The organism is Rhizobium sp. NRK18, from assembly GCF_024385575.1.
Classification (GTDB): Bacteria; Pseudomonadota; Alphaproteobacteria; order Rhizobiales; family Rhizobiaceae; genus JANFMV01.
On the sequence record NZ_JANFMV010000001.1, the window covers coordinates 2,903,462 to 2,920,571 of the forward strand.

The following is a 17,110-nucleotide window of genomic DNA, read 5'->3' on the forward strand; positions in this document are numbered from 1 at the left end:
AGCGCCGCGGTTTGCGTTCACTCTCTTCTTGCGGTCGTTGCGATCGGAGCTGCCGGAAGATCGGCGGATCACGCAGGCAGGCTTGTTATATTAATAAATATGATTATTTATATGTATTGAGGAGCGCCGGTGATCCGGCGTCGTGAGGCTTTGCGCGGAGGAGAACAAGATGGCGCATATCGTAGTGTTGGGAGCCGGTCTGGGCGGCACGATCATGGCTTACGAGCTGAGAGACGTGCTGGGAAAGACCCATCAGATCACCGTGGTCAACAAGGGTTCGACCTATTCTTTCGTGCCGTCGAACCCGTGGGTGGCGGTCGGCTGGCGTGATCGCCAGTCGGTCGAGGTCGACCTGGTGCCGGCCTTCGCCCGGCGCGAGATCGCCCTGCGCCCGGAAGGTGCCAAACGGCTGCATCCGGAAGAAAACCGGATCGAGCTGAATGACGGCTCGTCGCTTTCCTACGACTATCTGGTGATCGCCACCGGCCCGGAACTCGCCTTCGACGAGATCCCCGGCCTCGGCCCCGACGGACACACGCAATCGGTCTGCCAGGTCGATCACGCGCTCGGTGCCAAAGCGGCCTTCGACGCGCTGGTGAAGAAGCCGGGACCGGTGATCATAGGCGCGGTGCAAGGCGCATCCTGCTTCGGCCCGGCCTACGAATTCGCCTTCATCCTGGAAAAGGCGCTGCGCGACGCGAAAGTGCGCGACCGCGTGCCGATGACCTTTGTCACCTCCGAGCCCTATATCGGCCATCTCGGCCTCGACGGCGTCGGCGACACGAAGGGACTTCTGGAAAGCACCATGCGCAACCGGCACATCAAGTGGATCACCAATGCCAAGGTGCAGAAGGTGGACGCCGGCGTGATGACCGTCGAGGAACTGAACGACGACGGCAGCCTGAAGACCGTCCACGAACTGCCGCACGACTTCTCGATGATGCTGCCGGCCTTTCGCGGCGTCGAGGCGGTGCGCGGCATCGAGGGGCTCACCAATCCGCGCGGGTTCATTCTCGCCGACAAGCATCAGCAGAACCCGACGTTCAAGAATGTCTTCTCGATCGGTGTGTGCGTCGCCATCCCGCCGACCGGCAAGACGGCGGTTCCCGTCGGCGTGCCGAAGACCGGGTTCATGATCGAATCGATGGTAACGGCGACGGCGAAGAACATTGCCCGGCTGGTCGCCGGCGAGGAGCCGAATGCGCAGGGCTCGTGGAATGCCGTGTGCCTCGCCGACTTCGGCGACGGGGGCATCGCCTTCGTGGCCCAGCCGCAGATCCCGCCCCGCAACGTCAACTGGTCGTCGCAAGGCAAGTGGGTGCATGCCGCCAAGATCGGCTTCGAGAAGTATTTTCTCTACAAGATCCGGCTCGGCAAGGCCGAACCCTTCTACGAGCGGCTCGCCCTGCAGGCGCTCGGCATCGACAAGCTGAAGGCGATCAGCTTCGATTGAGACGACAGGGCCGGCACGCCCTTCGCTCGCCGGCCCTCGCCCGCTTCAATCGTAGAGGTAATGCGCTTCCCACTGGTCGCGGGGCACTTCCGAGCCGATCTTGTAGTCGAACTTCTCGATTTCTAGGCGCTTGGCGCCCGTCTGGCAGGTATAGCTCAGCCGGTACCAATGTTCATGCGAGCGGAAGACGGCGCCCTTGGCCTTGATCGTCGTGCCCTTGACCTGCGTCGGGCCGAAGGCATAAGCGATAACCTTGTCCGGGTCGAACTTGGCGTCGTCCTTGTCGATGCGGTTCATCGCCTCGATGTCGCAGCGCTGCTCGAGTTCCTCTTCCGGCGCCAGCCGGTTCAGCTGCTTTTCCACCTGCACGGTCGGCGTGGAGCCGGCATGGGCCGCCGAAAGCGGTGCCAGAAGAAGGGCGGGAATCGTAGCCGCCCAGGCGAGATATCCGGAAAATCTGCGCATTGATCTCTTCCCCGTGGGCCGGCATCGATGGCCGGCTCTACTTTTGCCGTTTCTTGTGGATGTCTATAGGCCGAAGATTTCAACGCCGCCACGTCAAAATTTCAAGACCGGCACGAGGTGGGCGCGCAATCCGGCAAAAATTTGTCAACCTTGGGACAATCCATTCTTTCCCACCGCCGTTTCCTGCTTGATGCGGGAGAGCATTGCGCCTATCTCTCGTAGCGCTAAAAATGCAATGCGAAAGATCCCAAAAGTGACGATTTTCAAGAATTTGCCCGACGCTCCGCGCGCCCAGAAGCGTCCGACCGAAGATGTCCGTCACGGGATCGCCCGGACCGACAACTACGCATGGCTGCGGGCCGACAACTGGCAGGCGATGTTCAAGGATCCCTCGATCCTCGACGACGACATCCGCCGCCACCTGGAGGCCGAGAACGCCTACATGAAGGCGGCGATGGCCGATACGGAAGAGCTGCAGAAGGTGCTGTTTGCCGAAATGCGCGGCCGCATCAAGGAAGACGATTCGTCCGTCCCCGTGCCGGACGGCCCCTATGCCTACGGCACGTTCTTCGTCACCGGTGGCGAGCAGCCCCGCTATTTCCGCGTGCCGCGCGGCGGCGGCGAGCGCGACGTGCTGCTCGACGGGGATAAGGAAGCTGACGGCAAGGCCTATTTCAAGCTCGCCGGCCTCGACCATTCGACCGACCATGCGCTCGGCATCTGGGGCTATGACGACAAGGGATCGGAATATTTCACGCTGAAGGTGCGCGATCTTTCGACCGGCGAGGACCTTGCCGACGTGATCGAGAATTCCGGCGGCGGCGGTGCCTGGGCGCCTGACGGCAAGAGCTTCTTATACACCGAACTCGACGACAACCATCGCCCGTCAAAGATCTTCCACCACATTCTCGGCACGCCGCAGTCCGACGACCGGCTGGTCTACGAGGAAACCGATCCGGGCTTCTTCATGGGCGTCGGCGCTTCGCTGCTGGACGACTTCATCTTCATCGACATCCATGACCACGAGACGAGCGAGTATCGCCTGCTTTCGACCTCGAACCTGACCGCCGAGCCGCAGCTGGTCGCCGCGCGCGAAACCGGCATCGAATACACGATGTGCGAGGGCGGCGACGTCTTCTACATCCTGACCAATGCCGACGGCGCGAAGGACTTCAAGATCATGGAAGCGCCGGTGACGGCGCCGGGCCGCGACAACTGGCGCGAGGTCGTCGTCCACAAGCCGGGCCGGCTCATTCTCTCGCATGCCGCCTATGCCCGTCATCTGATCTGGCTGGAGCGCAATGACGGCCTGCCGCAGATCATCATCCGCGACCGCAAGACCGGCGAGGAACACGCGATCGCCTTTGCCGAAGAGGCCTATTCGCTTGGCCTGCAGGGCGCTGCCGAATACGACACCGACGTCATCCGCTTCTCCTATTCGTCGATGACGACGCCCGGCCAGCTCTACGACTACAACATGGTGACCCGCGAGCGCACGCTCCTGAAAACGCAGGAAGTGCCCTCCGGCCACAACCCGGACGACTATGTGACGCGCCGGGTGATGGCGCCCGCCGGGGATGGCGAACTGGTGCCGGTCAGCCTGCTCTATCGCAAGGACACGCCGCTCGACGGCTCGGCGCCCTGCCTGCTCTACGGCTACGGCGCCTACGGCATTTCCATCCCCGCCTCGTTCAACACCAATTGCCTGTCGCTCGCCGATCGCGGCTTCGTCTATGCCATCGCCCATATCCGTGGCGGCAAGGACAAGGGCTTTGCCTGGTACGAGAACGGCAAGATGATGAACAAGCAGAACACGTTCAGCGACTTCATCGCCGCCGCCGACCATCTGGTGGCCGAAGGTTTCACCCGCTACGGCAAGATCATCGCCCAGGGCGGCTCGGCCGGCGGCATGCTGATGGGCGCGGTCGCCAACATGGCGCCGGAAAAGTTCGGCGGCTTCGTCGCCGCCGTGCCGTTCGTCGACGTCCTGAACACGATGCTTGACGACACGCTGCCGCTCACTCCGCCGGAATGGCCGGAATGGGGCAATCCGATCACCTCGCGCGAGGCCTACGACTACATCATCGCCTATTCGCCCTACGACAATGTCGTCGGGCTGCCCTACCCGCCGATCCTGGCTCTCGCCGGCCTGACCGATCCGCGAGTCACCTACTGGGAACCGGCGAAATGGGTGGCGCTGTTGCGCGAGAAGACCACCGGCGAGGCGCCGATCCTCCTGAAGACCAACATGGGAGCGGGACACGGCGGCGCGTCCGGCCGCTTCCAGCGGCTGGAAGAGATCGCGCTGGAATATGCCTTCGCGATCAAGGCGGCCGGCAAGCTTTAAGGCGTTTCGCAGGTGCTGCCCGCGACGGCGGCACCTGCGACCGCATGGCTCGAAACCGTGCGACCAAGATTCCGATTGACAAGGATCGAATTTTGGAAGACACAAGCGACCATGATCAAGATCGCGACCCACACTCCGATGTATTTTTGGCTGTACCTCTAAGGTGCGGCCCGCTTGATCTCAACTCAAACAAGGCCGCCGTTTCAGGGCGGCTTTTGTTTCTAGAGGAACTCCAAGCACCCTGACGGCAAAGAGACCAGAAGGATGCTTGAAATGCCCGAAGATACCGAAATCAGCCTGGATCGTCCGCCGGTGGTCAATATCCGCCTGGCGAAACACCGCGACCTGCCTTCGCTCACCGAGATGATCGCCGCACTCGCCGCCCATCACGGCGACATCGCGGCCATGACCGAAGAACAGCTGGAGCGCGACCTCTTCTCAGCCACCCCGTGGATCACCGCCCTCGTCGCCGACGCCGGCAGCGACGGCCTGATCGGCTACGCCATTCTCGTGCCGCTCTACAGGGCGCAGGAAGGCAAGCGCGGCATGGAACTGCACCACCTCTTCGTTCGCGACGGCCACCGCGGCCACGGCATCGGCGAGCATCTGGTCGCCCATGCGCGCGCCCATGCGAAAGCCGCGGGCTGCGACTACCTCTCGGTTTCGGCTGCCACCGGCAATATCAGCGCCCACCGCTTCTACGAGCATCTCGACTTCGTGCCACGTCCGGTCACCGGCATGCGCTATCATCAGGCGCTGGCCTGATACCAGGGATGAGGGGTTGGCCTCCCCTCAAGCATCCTTCGCTACCGGGAGGAATGCGGCGGTTTCTTCGCCCATTCCTCCAGCGTCGCGCGAATAAATGCGAGCCCCGCCCGCCGCGCCTCAGCCTTCTGTCTCTCGTCCGTAACAGCTTCCAGGCGTTTCTCGAGCGCGGCCAGCGTATCGCTCACCCAGACCGCCATCGGATCCCGACGCCCTGAAAACTTCGCCTGAAGCCGCAGGATGGCAGCCTCCGCCTTGTCGGATGCAGCGCTCATACGGTGTTCACTTCGTCATAACAGCTCACGCCGGTTCCGATCGCCGTTCCAGCGGCCTAGCGGTCAACTCGATGCCGAGCGCCTTCATCACCGCCAAGGTAGTTTTCAGCGTCGGATTGCCGTTCTCGCTGAAGGAACGATAGAGCTGTTCGCGCGATAAGCCCGTTTCATTGGCGATCTGTGTCATGCCCTTTGCACGGGCGACAACGCCGAGCGCGTGAGCGATATAGCCCGCGTCTTCCGATGCAAAGGCCTCGGCCATGAAACCGGCAATCGCCTCGTCCGACGTCAGGCCTTCGGCGGGATCGAAGGGAAATTCCATGAACTGTGGTTTGATCATGACGAAAATGTAGTTTTAAAACTACAACATTGCAAGGCAGTCTGCGGGAGTCGGAGACCCCTTTGGGACTTCCTTGGCTATTCGATCTTACCGCGCCGGAACCGCCTTCAAATAGGCGGCGATTGCCTCGCGGTCGGAGGCGGGCAGCTTTGCCATGTTCTGCTGGACCTCGAGCATGGAGCCACCGACGGAATCGAAATCCGGGGTGAAGCCAGAGGTCAGGTATTCGACGATATCGGACTCGCTCCACGAGCCGATATCCTTCGAACCGGGCGTGATGTTCGGGATCATGCCCTCGCCGTCCGGGTTCTTCGCGCCGGCCAGCCATTCGCCGGGTTTGAAGCCGCCGAGCGCGTCGCGCGGCGTGTGGCATTCGCCGCAATGACCCGGGCCTTCGACGATGTACTGGCCGCGCTTGACCTGATCGGACGGATTGTCGAGCGCGACGCGGGGCTGGTCGTTGAAATAGAGGAACTTCCAGCCGCCGACGGCAAGCCGGACGTTGAAGGGGAACGGCAGATCATGCGGCGGCGGGCGGTTGTCGCTTGGCGGAAGCGTCTGCATGTAGGCCCAGAGGTCGTTGACGTCCTTGTCGCTCATGCGGGCGTAGGAGCCGTAGGGAAAGGACGGATAGAGATGTTCGCCGCCCGGCCCGACGCCACGCTTGATGGCGTTGCCGAAGTCGGCGAGCGTCCATTTGCCGATGCCGGCATTCGGGTCGGGTGAGATGTTGGGCGCGTGGAAGGTGCCGAAATCGCTCTTGATGGCGAGGCCGCCCGCCAGAACGAGCTTCGCATCGTCCTTGGCGCCGGGGGCGGCGTGACAGGAGGCGCAGCCGCCTTCCCAGAAGACCAGTTCGCCGTTTGCCGGATCGGCAGGGCCGAGGTTCTGCCAATGGCTTTCGGGCAGCGGATCGGGTGCGGTGACATAAAGGAAGGTGCCGGCGCCGATTGCGCCTAACCCCACCAGCGACACCAGAACTTTCGTCAGCCGACCAGCCATCACGTCTCCCGTCGATCGTTTCGTTCGCCTCTCCCTGCGGGGGACAGGTAGAATGCGAGGGCCGGCATTGTCATCGGGCCCTCGCCGTCAATTCGAGAAAGATCAGTTCTTCAGGCGGTATTTCTGATGGCAGGCGCCGCAATCGCCGCCGAGCGTCTTGACCGCGGCACCGACGGCGGCCTGATCGGCCGGCAGTTCGGCGAGCAGCGTGTCCGCGTCGGTGGCAAGCTTCATGGACAGCGCCTTGAAGTCATCCATGTTGGCCCAGATGGCCGGCGATGCTTCCGTCTTGAAGCCGGTTTCCGTGCCTTCCGGGAAGTATTCCGGAAACGCCTTGGCATCTTCGGACAGCGAGGAGAGTGAAGTCTTCACCGTTTCGGCATCATAGGGCTTTTCACCCTTGGCGATGGCGACGAGGGCGCCGATGGCCGCGCCGTTCTTCTTCATCAGCTCCTGGCGAACCACCTGCGGCTCGTCGGCGGCAACGGCGATCACGGCGGTGGCGCCGGCCAGCAGACCGGCGGCAAGACAGATCTTTGCAAACTTCATCAGGCTCTCTCCATGGTTTTCGGTCGGCGAATAGCCGACGCGTTTATCCAGCCGGTGGCATCATTGCCGAATATGGGCCGACGAATGAAGTCACAAAGAATTGAAGGGGATGTGATGAGCGGACACGAAAAAGCCCCGGCCGAGACCGGGGCTTGAAACGTGGTGCGATGCGTCGCCTGAAATCAGGCGGCGGCTTCGTACATTTCCAGGACGTAGTCCCAGTTGATCAGGCTGTCGACGAAGGCTTCCAGGTACTTCGGACGCAGGTTGCGGTAGTCGATGTAGTAGGAGTGCTCCCAGACGTCGACGCCGAGGATCGGGGACGCGCCGTGAACCAGCGGGTTTTCGCCGTTCGGGGTCTTCATGATCTGCAGCTTGCCATCCTTGACGGCAACCCAGGCCCAGCCAGAACCGAACTGGCCGACGCCGGCGGCGATGAAGTCCGCCTTGAACTTGTCGAAGCCGCCGAGTTCGGACGCGAAGGCCGATTCCAGCTTGCCCGGCAGCTTGTTGCCGCCGCCGCCCTTCTTCATCCACTTCCAGAAATGGACGTGGTTGTAGTGCTGGGCAGCGTTGTTGAAGAGCGGCTGGTTGTTGCCGTAGGACTTCTTGACGACTTCCTCGACGGACAGACCACCCATGCCGGCTTCTTCGGCCAGCTTGTTGCCGGTCGTGACATAGGCATTGTGGTGCTTGTCGTGGTGGAATTCGAGCGTTTCGCGCGACATGTAGGGGGCAAGCGCGTCGTAGTCATACGGAAGGGGCGGAAGTTCAAAGGCCATTGCGGTCTCTCCTTATCTTGTTGATTGCAGCCAAGATGCAAACCCGAGCGGGAACATAGTGCGGTTGCCGGTCAATTGGAACCATTCGGCACCATGATTTTTTAATCCGACGCGCCGCTTTTGCATCCTCAGGCGTCTACAGAGGAATGCGCCCACTCCATGTAAAGTTCCAATGCCTTGCGGGTCACCGGACCCTCCTGGTAATCGCGGCCGTCGAGCCGGCTGACGGGCATCACCTTGGAGTAGTTGCCGGTCATGAACACCTCGTCGGCGGCGAGAAAATCCTCGACCGACAGGGTCGTTTCCATGACGTCGAAGCCGGATTGGCGCAGAAGCGCGATTACCCGGGCGCGGGTGATGCCGGCGAGGAAGGTGCGGTTGGCGGCGGGCGTCATGACAACGCCGTCGCGGACCATGAAGATGTTGGAAGAGGCGGTTTCGGCGACATTGCCGTTCATGTCGAGCGCCAGCGCATTGTCGAAGCCGCGCGACTTCGCCTCCATGATCATGCGGCCGTTGTTGGGATAGAGGCAGCCGGCCTTGGCGTCCGTCATCGCGGTTTCCGGCGTCGGGCGGCGGAAGGGCGAGACGGTCAGCGTCACCGGCTTGGCGGTGTTCATCGGTGCCTCGAACAGGCAGAGCGCGAATCGCGTCGAGCGGCCGTCCGGGGCGACGACATTGCCGGGAAGGCCGTGCTCGGCCCAGTACATCGGCTTGATGTAGACGGCAATCTCGCCGGAAAAGCGCTTCAGGCCTTCCCATGCAAGCGCCTCGATCTCCTCGGCGGTAAAAGTCGGCTTCATGCCCATGGCGGTTGCGGAGCGGTTGATGCGCTGGCAGTGGAGGTCGAGATCCGGGGCAATGCCGTCGAACCAGCGGGCGCCGTCAAACACGGTCGAGCCGAGCCAGGCGGCATGCGAAACGGGGCCGATCAGCGGCGGATTGCCGGCAAGCCATTCGCCATCCACATAGGTCCAGGTTGTCGTTTTGGCGGACGTATCGACGGCCATCTGCTGCCTCCTTGATTTTTCAAAGGCTGGACTGAAGGACAGTCAGCGGCGGCGGTCAAGCGGAAAAGCCAACCGGATTTCAAATCGCGAAACCCGCATGCAGGAGGCGTTGCCGAATGCGCACGCAGCAGACGCCGCCGCTGATGGGTGCATCAAATCCACTGATGAAAGGCGGCGGACATGCGCTCTCAGGCGGTGCCCTGAACGACGTTCGGCAGATCGAAATCGATGTTCGGACCGGCGATTTCCGACTGGCGCATGAAGTTTGCCAGGATCGAGGACGGTACCTCGCCTTCCGGCATCGGCTGGGCGAAATAATAGCCCTGGAACTGGTTGCAGCCGATGGAGCGGAAAAAATCCGCCTGCTTCTCCGTTTCGATGCCTTCGACGGTGACGCGCAGATTGAGCGTGCGACAAAGGCCGGCAATGGTCTCGACGATCGGCGCGACCTGCGCATGGTTTTCCGACCATCCTTCCACAAAGGAGCGGTCGATCTTGATCTTGTCGAAGGGCAGGCTCCAGAGATAGCTGAGGCTGGAATAGCCCGTGCCGAAATCGTCCATGGCGAGCGAAACGCCCATATCGTGCAACGTCATCAACTCGGCGACGGTCTCCTCCGAACGCTCGACGAAGACGTTCTCGGTGATCTCGAGTTCGAAGCGGTTCGCGGCGAGGCCGGAATCTGTCAGCGCAGCGCGAACGATCTCGCTGATCGCCGGCTGTCCCTTGCTGCCACCGGTCGAGAACTGCAACGGCGACAGATTGACGGCGACGAACAGGTCGTCGGGCAGGTTTGCGGCAAAGAAGCAGGCCTTGCGAATGACCCAGGCGCCGATCTGGCGGATCAGACCGCTTTCCTCGGCGAGATGGACGAATTGCGACGGAGGAACAAGGCCCCCTTCCCCGTCCATCAGCCGCAGCAGCGCCTCGAAGCCCTCGATATTGCCGGACTGCGCATTGTGAACGGGCTGGAAATGCAGTTCGAAGCCGTCCTCGCGGATGGCCCGCTCGATCATGCTCTTGAGGTCGCGGCGGCGCTTCAACTGGGCGAGCATCTGCGGCTGGAACAGGCGATACCGTCCACCGCCGCAGGACTTCGCCTCGCGCAGCGCAATGTCGGCGCGCTGCAGAAGGTCGCTGCGCGCCATGTCGCCGCCGTGACAGAGCGCGACGCCGACGCTGACCGATATGGAGACCTGCTCGCGCCCGACCGTGATCGGCGTGGCGAACGCCTCGACGGCGTCGGCGGCAAATGCCTGCGCCCGCTCGGCCGAGGCCGAGCCCGGCTGGACGATGATGAATTCGTCGCCATCGCCGCGACCGACCAGGACGTCCTTGCCGGCGATCGCGTTCAGCCGCTCGGCAACCGCACGGATCAGCAGGTCGCCGTTGGGACGCCCGTAGGAGCCGTTGAGCTCACCGGTCCGGTCGATCCCGATGAAATAGAGGGTGGAGACGCCGCCCGCCTTCTCCTTCGCCATCTCCTGCATCAGGTCGAGAATGCTCTGGCGCTTGAGGAGGCCCGTCAGCGGGTCGTGATGCACCAGACGTTCCATGTGCTTGTGCACTTCGGCGCTTTCGACCAGCCGGCGATGGAAGAAGAAGGCGACGATGACCATGACCGCCATGCTGGCGAGGGCCGTGATGCCGATGATCTGCAGGATCAGCTTCGACTTGTTTTCAGCCGAGGCGAGGCTCGGCTCGATCAGGCGGGAGATCTCCAGAATGCCGCGCACATCGCCGAGCTTCCAGCCGGTCTTCGGCGAGTTCGGCTGGGTGTTATGGCAGGTCACGCAGGCCTCGCTCGTCAGCCGGTCGGCGATGGCGACACGGAGGTAGCGCTTTCCGTCGACCGTCTCCTCGCGAACGACCGGCGTCTCAGGATCCGACTGGAAGGCATCCCAGGCCATGGTCTCGAACGCGTCGAGCTTGCGCCCTGCCCTGTTCGGCCAGGGATAGGGACTTGTCAGCGCCACGCTGACACCGTTGCCGGACAGGAGCGCGGAAATGTCCATGACGAACGTCGCCGGCAGCGGAATGCCATGCGGGTCGTCGGCATGATCCACCTTCGGCGTCAGATAGGGCTTGGCCTTGGCGACGACCGCCGACGAATAGAAATTGCGCACCGCGGCGATGTCATGCGCCATGGAGACGCCGCTGGCGGCGCTCATGTCGCGCGTGCCGGCGGTCATGGCGCCCGGAAGGTAGAGGGCAAGAGCGGTGAAGCCGACGGCGAAGGCGGCGCAGGCCGATGCGGTCACCGCCCAAATGAAGGCAATCCGCGGGCGCTGGCTGTCGGCAATCCCGGACCTGGACAAGACCTGTGATATCATCAATCGACCGATTTCCCGCGTATCGTTTCATATAGTGATAGTGCTATTTTTCTAAGTTAAAGTTAAACCCATGACTTGCCCGTAACGCATTGAAACCGTATTGATCTGGGAGCAACCTTGGTAATCTGCACGACGAGGTTGCATCGATCTGACTATCGCCCCGTTCTTCACTTCCACGGAATGCCCTCATGACTTTCGCCGCTTATGTATTCGATGCCTACGGCACCCTGTTCGACGTGCATGCAGCGGCGCGCAAGCATGCGGACCGGGCCGGCCCGGACTACCGGATGTTTTCGGAAATCTGGCGCGCCAAGCAGCTGGAATATTCCTGGGTCAGGGCGCTGATGGGCCGCTACCAGGACTTTTGGTCGCTGACCGAACAGGCGCTCGACTATGCGCTGGCGCGTGTCGAGACCGTGGACAAGGGGCTGAGGCAGGACCTGCTCGACGCCTACTGGAAGCTCGACTTCTATCCGGAAGTGCCGAAGGTCCTGAAGCAGCTGAAGGCTCAGGGGACGAAGGTGGCGATCCTCTCGAACGGCTCGCCGGCCATGCTGCAGGCGGCAGTGGAGAATTCCAAGCTAGACACCGTCATCGACGACATCTTTTCCGTCGATCTCCTGAAGACCTACAAGACCGCGCCGCCGGTCTACGAACTGGTGACGACCAATTACCGGCTCTATCCGGACGCCGTGTCGTTCCAGTCATCCAACCGCTGGGACGTGGCGGGCGCCACCACCTTCGGCTTCCGCACCGTCTGGATCAACCGGCTGAAGATGCCCGACGAATACAGCGACTGCATGCCATCGCTGATCCTGCCGACGCTCGACGGGCTCGCCTGAGCCAGCCCGCATCCGCGATCAGGAAACGCCGAGCGCTTCGGCCGAAATCCAGAAGACCGCGTCCTGCGATTCCGCCGTCTCGATCCACTGGAATTCGAGATGCGGGAACTCTTCCTCGAGGATTTCGCGGCCGGAGCCGATTTCGCAGATCATGCCGCCGCCCGGATTGAGATGGGCGGGCGCATCGGCCAGTATCTGGCGCACCAGATCGAGCCCGTCCGCGCCGCCATCATGGGCCATCTGCGGCTCGGCGCGGAACTCCGGCGGATAGCCGTCTAGCGCCTCGTGATCGACATAGGGCGGGTTGGTGATGATGAGATCGTAGGTGCGGCCGGCAAGCGGCGCGAAGAGATCGCCCTGGTGCAACTCGACCTGATCCTCCACCTCATGTTCGGCGAGGTTCAGCTTCGCGACCTCCAGCGCATCGGCGGAGAGATCGACGGCATCGACGGAGGCCATCGGAAAGAATTTCGCGGCGATGACCGCGAGGCAGCCCGAACCGGTGCAGATGTCGACGGCGCTTTCCACCGACATCGGGTCCGGCAGCAGCGCCGAGCCCTGGCCGTTCAGATATTCGTTGAACAGGATCTCGCCGATATGCGAGCGCGGCACGATGACCCGTTCGTCAACGAGGAAGCGCACGCCCTGGATATAGGAGCGGCCGGTGAGATAGGCGGATGGCTTGCGGGTGGTCACGCGCGCCTCGATGCGTTCGGCGAGCAGCCGGCGCTCGGCCGGCAGCAGGCGGGCGTCGAGGAAGGGATCGAGCGCGTCGATCGGCAGGTCGAGACTGTCGAGCAGAAGGAAGGCGGCGTCATCGCCGGCGGTCGTCGTGCCGTGGCCGTAGCTCAGGTCCGCGGCGTTGAAGCGGGAAATGGCGTAGCGCCAGTAGTCGCGCAGGGTCTGAAGTTCGCGGATCGTCTCGTCGAGGTTCGACATGCTCGTCTCTTCCAATGTTCGCGCAGCTGTCCTATTGCCGGTCTGACGGCAGGAAGACAGGATGCGGCTGGCCAGACTTCGCTCTAGAATGACGAGGGGTGGCCGGTCAACCGATCCGAAGGGTCAAGGACAGTGGCGAAGGGCATCAGGCACTACAAAGGCGGCACGAGGCGGCCGGCGACGGGCGGCAAGGCGCGGCCCGAGAGCCGGAAACCGGCAGCGTCGGACCGCAAGCGGGTGACGCTGCCGCGGGCGCTCTCCAAGCTCGGCTTCTGCTCGCGCACGCAGGCCGAGGCGCTGATTGCCGAGGGCCGCGTGACGATCGGCGGCAAGATTACGACCGATCCGGCGACCTGGGTGGATCTCGCCAGCGCGAAGATCGCCGTCGACGGCAGGACGGTTGCTGCCGAAAAGCCGGTCTACCTGATGCTGAACAAGCCGCGCGGACTGGTGACCACTCGCCACGACCCGGAGGGCCGGCCGACCGTCTTCGACTGCCTGAAGGAACACCTCACCTCGCACCTGTCGCCGGTCGGGCGGCTCGACAAGGCGAGCGAGGGCCTTCTGCTTTTTACCAACGACACCGAGTTCGCCAACGCGCTCCTCGACCCGCAGACGCATGTGCCGAAGACTTATCACGTGCAGATCGACCGGATCGCCGACCAGGCCGTTCTCGACGCGCTTGCGGAGGGCGTGGAGCATGACGGCGAGCGGATGCGCGCCACGCGGGCGACAAAGCTGCGCGAAGGCGACAAGACCTCCTGGCTGGAAATCACGCTGGACGAAGGCAAGAACCGCCAGATCCGCCGCATGCTCGAAGCGCTCGACATCGAGGTCCTGCGCCTGGTGCGCGTGGCGATCGGGAATTTGCCGCTCGGGGAGTTGGAGAAGGGTGCGGTGCGGGCGCTGACGGAGGATGAGGTGAAGGGGTTGCGGGGGTGATATTTACTGTCATCGGTCAATACGCAGCCATGACCGACACCGGAGACCAATATCACCAGATTTCATGCCTGTAAATCAATCCTGCATGCGAGCCAGTGACGTGGCCGGGAATGGTAGCACTATTCATGCCAAAGGCAGGGGGTGGGCCGCCCGCCGAAGGTCAATTTGAAGTTAATCTTAAAAAGTTACTATAAATCTCGTTTCATATTTTCCTCAACGATTTTTGCAATATTACTGGCGGAAATGCATTGAATTTCTGGATTTCCAAATGCCACAACAAGAGTTCATCCGACGGGCAACACATAAGATACCGTCGTTAGATGGCCTACGGGCTCTAAGTATCCTTGTCGTCATGTTGTCGCATTCGGGCTTGCAGGACCGAATCCCCGGCGTTTTTGGCGTCACCGTCTTCTTCTTCATCAGCGGCTTTCTCATCACCACATTGCTTGCTGACGAGTATAGAGCTCACACGGATATCGCAGTTGGTATGTTTTACATGCGCCGCCTGTTACGCCTATTTCCGCCGCTGTTCGTGATGGTTGCAGTGACCGGCGCCATATGGGTGGCCGTGGGAGAACGATTGCACCCATTGGGTGTTCTTGGCGCCCTCGCCTATATGACCAATTATCTTGTGATATTCGTGCCGCAGATCATGGATGGCATTGGTGGCCAGCTATGGTCCCTTGCCGTTGAAGAACATTTTTACCTCTTCTTTCCCTGGTTGATGCTTTTCGTTCTGGCCCGCCCCAGGATCGTCATTCCCACGTTTCTTGCGCTATGTGTGATGTCGCTGATGGTGCGCGTCATCGTGGCACTGACCTGGCCGGAAGCGGCAACCCTTTACAATGGCGTGGCAACGGAATGCCGTATCGATGCAATCCTTTTCGGTGCTATTGCGGCCATTCTTCGCGATGGGCCACAAGCCAACCGTTTGCTGGATCGCGTGAGCCGTCCATCCGTTGTCGTGACCGCCTTGGTGATCTTACTCGCAACTTTCCTCGTCCGTGACACATTCTTTCGCAGTACATTTCGCTACACAATTCAGAGCATCGCGTTGATCCCACCGATCCTGGCCGTGACCAGCACCAACCGCTACGCCTGGATCCGGAAATTGCTCGACAGTCGGCCACTCGTGGAGATCGGTGTCCTGAGCTATTCGCTTTATCTGTGGCATCTGGCCGGCCTGGAACTCGGCGTTGCGGCCGCAACGTATTTCGGTCTCCCGGCCGTTTCCGGCAGGATGTTCGGCTGGATGATCACCTTCTTGGTGGCGGTGCTCTCATACAAGTTTGTCGAACGCCCCTTCTTTGCTCTCCGCCGGCGGTACGGATCGCGGCTGCACGAGGAACAGGCGATCAAGGCACAGGTGGCGGCGACTTCATAACATCCCGCATGATTTAGCGTCTGAGCATTGCTCCAGAAGCCCAGGCAGGGGACAACGAGACGGCGACAGGCTAAAGGCCTATCGCCGTCTCTTCCTTGGCAGTTCGAATGACCACCATCGTGAAGAACCGGGCGACATTGTTGTCGTCGCGGAAAAGTGTGTCGCAGAGCCTGTCGAATTCCTCCATGTCGCGCAGACGCAACATCAGCACGACATCGGTTTCGCCGGTGACCGCATAGGCCTGAGACACGGCTTCTTCTGCAACTGCCCGCTCAAGGAACCGCCGCATGTGCTGCTCGCCGTGCAGTTTCAGCTCGACGGTGACCAGAGCCTTGATCGGCCGTCCCGACCTGGCAGGATTCAGGATGGCGACGACACGATCGATCACGCCGGACTTGCGCAGCCGCTGAACTCGGCGAAGGCAACTCGAAGGCGACAGCCCCACAGCGTCGGCAATCGCGACATTGGTCTGCGACGCGTCGCGCTGCATCAAATTGAGAAGCTTGCGGTCTATCCTGTCCATGCCTAGAGCATAATCGCGGTATCGAACTTTGCAATAATATTGCATCTTAGTGCAATTTTTGACCGAAACTGCGAAGCGAGCCGGAGTAGTCGTAAGTCACGACTGAAGGAGCAACGCATGCGTTTCGTGAGACCCATCCTGCACAAGACACGACAAACTCTGACCATCTACTGGGTGCTGGTGAAGATCACCGTGCCGATCGCCATCCTGACGGAAGTCCTGTCGCGACTGGGGGTCATCAAGGCGGTCGCGCCGGCATTCAGACCGCTGATGAACCTCGTCGGCCTGCCGCCCGAGCTTGGTCTTGCCTGGCTGACCGGCATGATCGTCGGAATTTGGGGTGCGGTGCCGCTCATCTTCTCGCTGGTGCCTGCCAATTCGCTCAGCACAGCCGACATCACCGTGTTTTCCGCGCTCATTCTCTTCGCCCACGGACTGCCGATCGAACAGAAGATCATCCAGCATGCGGGACCCGGCATGCTGGTGACGACCGTGCTGCGGATCGCCGGCGGCTTCATCTACGCTCTTCTGCTGCGCCATGTTCTGGCCGCCACCGGCTGGCTGTCATCGCCCGCAAACCCGGCCTGGATTCCCCTGGCGCAGACCCAGGCGTGGTCCGACTATCTGCTGGGCCTTTGCGAAACGATGGCCGTGATGCTGGTCATCCTCCTTGCGCTTTCCTGGGGCCTGGAGCTGCTGAAAATCACCGGGCTCATGAAGTTGATGATGAAAATCCTGTCGCCCGTCCTGCGCCTGGCCGGCATTCGAGGAGAGGCAGGCCACCTGACGGCGGTGGGACTTTTCCTCGGCATCTCCTATGGCGCCGGGCTCCTGATCCAGGAGGCCCGGTCGGGCGCCATTTCCCCGCGCCAGATTTTCCTCTCCTGCGTTTTCATGGGCTTCGCTCACAGCGTGATCGAGGACACGATCGTGGTGCTCTCGCTCGGCGCCGACATTTACGGTGTCCTCATCGGACGGCTCGTCTTCGCCATTGCTGCAACTGCGCTGGTCGCGTCTCTCCTGCACCGCACGCCAGACCAAGCCTTCTTTGCGAGAGCCTTTCGCCGGCAGGCATCAGAGGCTTGATCATGAACCGGAAAACGGTGCGTATATACCCATGGTATCCGCACCGTCTGCCGCCAGCGTCTTCGGACGGCGC

17 protein-coding genes are annotated in these 17,110 nt (G+C 61.9%); 7 read left to right on the forward strand and 10 right to left on the reverse strand.

Going from position 1 to position 17,110, the window contains the following annotated elements:
- Positions 1 to 169 precede the first annotated feature (169 nt).
- Positions 170 to 1,453 carry an NAD(P)/FAD-dependent oxidoreductase gene (locus NN662_RS13705; RefSeq protein ID WP_261930795.1) on the forward strand — a complete coding sequence of 428 codons (1,284 nt, stop codon included), beginning with the start codon at positions 170 to 172 and terminating at the stop codon, positions 1,451 to 1,453.
- Positions 1,454 to 1,498: 45 nt separating this feature from the next.
- Here the strand turns inward: NN662_RS13705 and NN662_RS13710 are convergent, their stop codons facing one another.
- Positions 1,499 to 1,918, reverse strand: coding sequence for a DUF930 domain-containing protein (locus NN662_RS13710; RefSeq protein WP_315972599.1), 420 nt, complete (start codon positions 1,916 to 1,918; stop codon positions 1,499 to 1,501).
- Between the two features lie 253 nt (positions 1,919 to 2,171).
- On the opposite strand from NN662_RS13710, the gene NN662_RS13715 reads away from it, so the two are divergent.
- Both NN662_RS13715 and NN662_RS13720 read left to right on the forward strand, forming a co-directional pair.
- Positions 2,172 to 4,265 (forward strand): S9 family peptidase, encoded by a 2,094-nt coding sequence (locus tag NN662_RS13715; RefSeq protein WP_261930796.1) that lies wholly within the window; start codon positions 2,172 to 2,174, stop codon positions 4,263 to 4,265.
- Positions 4,266 to 4,529: 264 nt separating this feature from the next.
- Positions 4,530 to 5,030 carry a GNAT family N-acetyltransferase gene (locus NN662_RS13720; protein WP_261930797.1) on the forward strand — a complete coding sequence of 167 codons (501 nt, stop codon included), beginning with the start codon at positions 4,530 to 4,532 and terminating at the stop codon, positions 5,028 to 5,030.
- A 41-nt stretch (positions 5,031 to 5,071) separates the two neighbouring features.
- Here NN662_RS13720 and NN662_RS13725 read toward each other — a convergent pair whose 3' ends face one another.
- From NN662_RS13725 to NN662_RS13755, 7 genes are all read right to left on the reverse strand, one after another.
- Positions 5,072 to 5,305: a hypothetical protein gene (locus NN662_RS13725; RefSeq protein WP_261930798.1), complete on the reverse strand. Its 234-nt coding sequence runs from the start codon at positions 5,303 to 5,305 to the stop codon at positions 5,072 to 5,074.
- A gap of 25 nt (positions 5,306 to 5,330) precedes the next feature.
- Positions 5,331 to 5,645, reverse strand: a complete 315-nt coding sequence (locus NN662_RS13730; RefSeq protein ID WP_261930799.1) for an addiction module antidote protein — start codon at positions 5,643 to 5,645, stop codon at positions 5,331 to 5,333.
- Between the two features lie 87 nt (positions 5,646 to 5,732).
- Positions 5,733 to 6,647, reverse strand: coding sequence for a cytochrome c (locus NN662_RS13735; RefSeq protein ID WP_261930800.1), 915 nt, complete (start codon positions 6,645 to 6,647; stop codon positions 5,733 to 5,735).
- A gap of 102 nt (positions 6,648 to 6,749) precedes the next feature.
- Positions 6,750 to 7,196 carry a c-type cytochrome gene (locus NN662_RS13740; protein ID WP_261930801.1) on the reverse strand — a complete coding sequence of 149 codons (447 nt, stop codon included), beginning with the start codon at positions 7,194 to 7,196 and terminating at the stop codon, positions 6,750 to 6,752.
- Positions 7,197 to 7,378: 182 nt separating this feature from the next.
- Positions 7,379 to 7,978, reverse strand: coding sequence for a superoxide dismutase (locus tag NN662_RS13745; protein WP_261930802.1), 600 nt, complete (start codon positions 7,976 to 7,978; stop codon positions 7,379 to 7,381).
- Positions 7,979 to 8,106: 128 nt separating this feature from the next.
- Entirely contained in the window at positions 8,107 to 8,988 is an 882-nt protein-coding gene (locus tag NN662_RS13750) for a branched-chain amino acid aminotransferase (protein ID WP_261930803.1), read from the reverse strand.
- Positions 8,989 to 9,176: 188 nt separating this feature from the next.
- On the reverse strand, positions 9,177 to 11,321 hold the full coding sequence (locus NN662_RS13755; RefSeq protein WP_261930804.1) for an EAL domain-containing protein: 2,145 nt from the start codon (positions 11,319 to 11,321) through the stop codon (positions 9,177 to 9,179).
- A 188-nt stretch (positions 11,322 to 11,509) separates the two neighbouring features.
- Here NN662_RS13755 and NN662_RS13760 point away from each other — a divergent pair, with 188 nt between their 5' ends.
- Complete coding sequence (locus tag NN662_RS13760) at positions 11,510 to 12,163, forward strand: haloacid dehalogenase type II (RefSeq protein WP_261930805.1); 654 nt, start codon at positions 11,510 to 11,512, stop codon at positions 12,161 to 12,163.
- An 18-nt stretch (positions 12,164 to 12,181) separates the two neighbouring features.
- Here the strand turns inward: NN662_RS13760 and prmB are convergent, their stop codons facing one another.
- Positions 12,182 to 13,102 (reverse strand): 50S ribosomal protein L3 N(5)-glutamine methyltransferase, encoded by a 921-nt coding sequence (gene prmB / locus NN662_RS13765; protein ID WP_261930806.1) that lies wholly within the window; start codon positions 13,100 to 13,102, stop codon positions 12,182 to 12,184.
- 132 nt (positions 13,103 to 13,234) lie between these two features.
- Here prmB and NN662_RS13770 point away from each other — a divergent pair, with 132 nt between their 5' ends.
- Positions 13,235 to 14,044: a pseudouridine synthase gene (locus NN662_RS13770; protein WP_261930807.1), complete on the forward strand. Its 810-nt coding sequence runs from the start codon at positions 13,235 to 13,237 to the stop codon at positions 14,042 to 14,044.
- Positions 14,045 to 14,312: 268 nt separating this feature from the next.
- Complete coding sequence (locus tag NN662_RS13775; RefSeq protein WP_261930808.1) at positions 14,313 to 15,428, forward strand: acyltransferase family protein; 1,116 nt, start codon at positions 14,313 to 14,315, stop codon at positions 15,426 to 15,428.
- Positions 15,429 to 15,498: 70 nt separating this feature from the next.
- Here NN662_RS13775 and NN662_RS13780 read toward each other — a convergent pair whose 3' ends face one another.
- Positions 15,499 to 15,951, reverse strand: a complete 453-nt coding sequence (locus NN662_RS13780; RefSeq protein ID WP_261930809.1) for an Lrp/AsnC family transcriptional regulator — start codon at positions 15,949 to 15,951, stop codon at positions 15,499 to 15,501.
- A gap of 117 nt (positions 15,952 to 16,068) precedes the next feature.
- Here NN662_RS13780 and NN662_RS13785 point away from each other — a divergent pair, with 117 nt between their 5' ends.
- Complete coding sequence (locus tag NN662_RS13785; RefSeq protein ID WP_261930810.1) at positions 16,069 to 17,037, forward strand: nucleoside recognition domain-containing protein; 969 nt, start codon at positions 16,069 to 16,071, stop codon at positions 17,035 to 17,037.
- Positions 17,038 to 17,110: the final 73 nt, after the last annotated feature.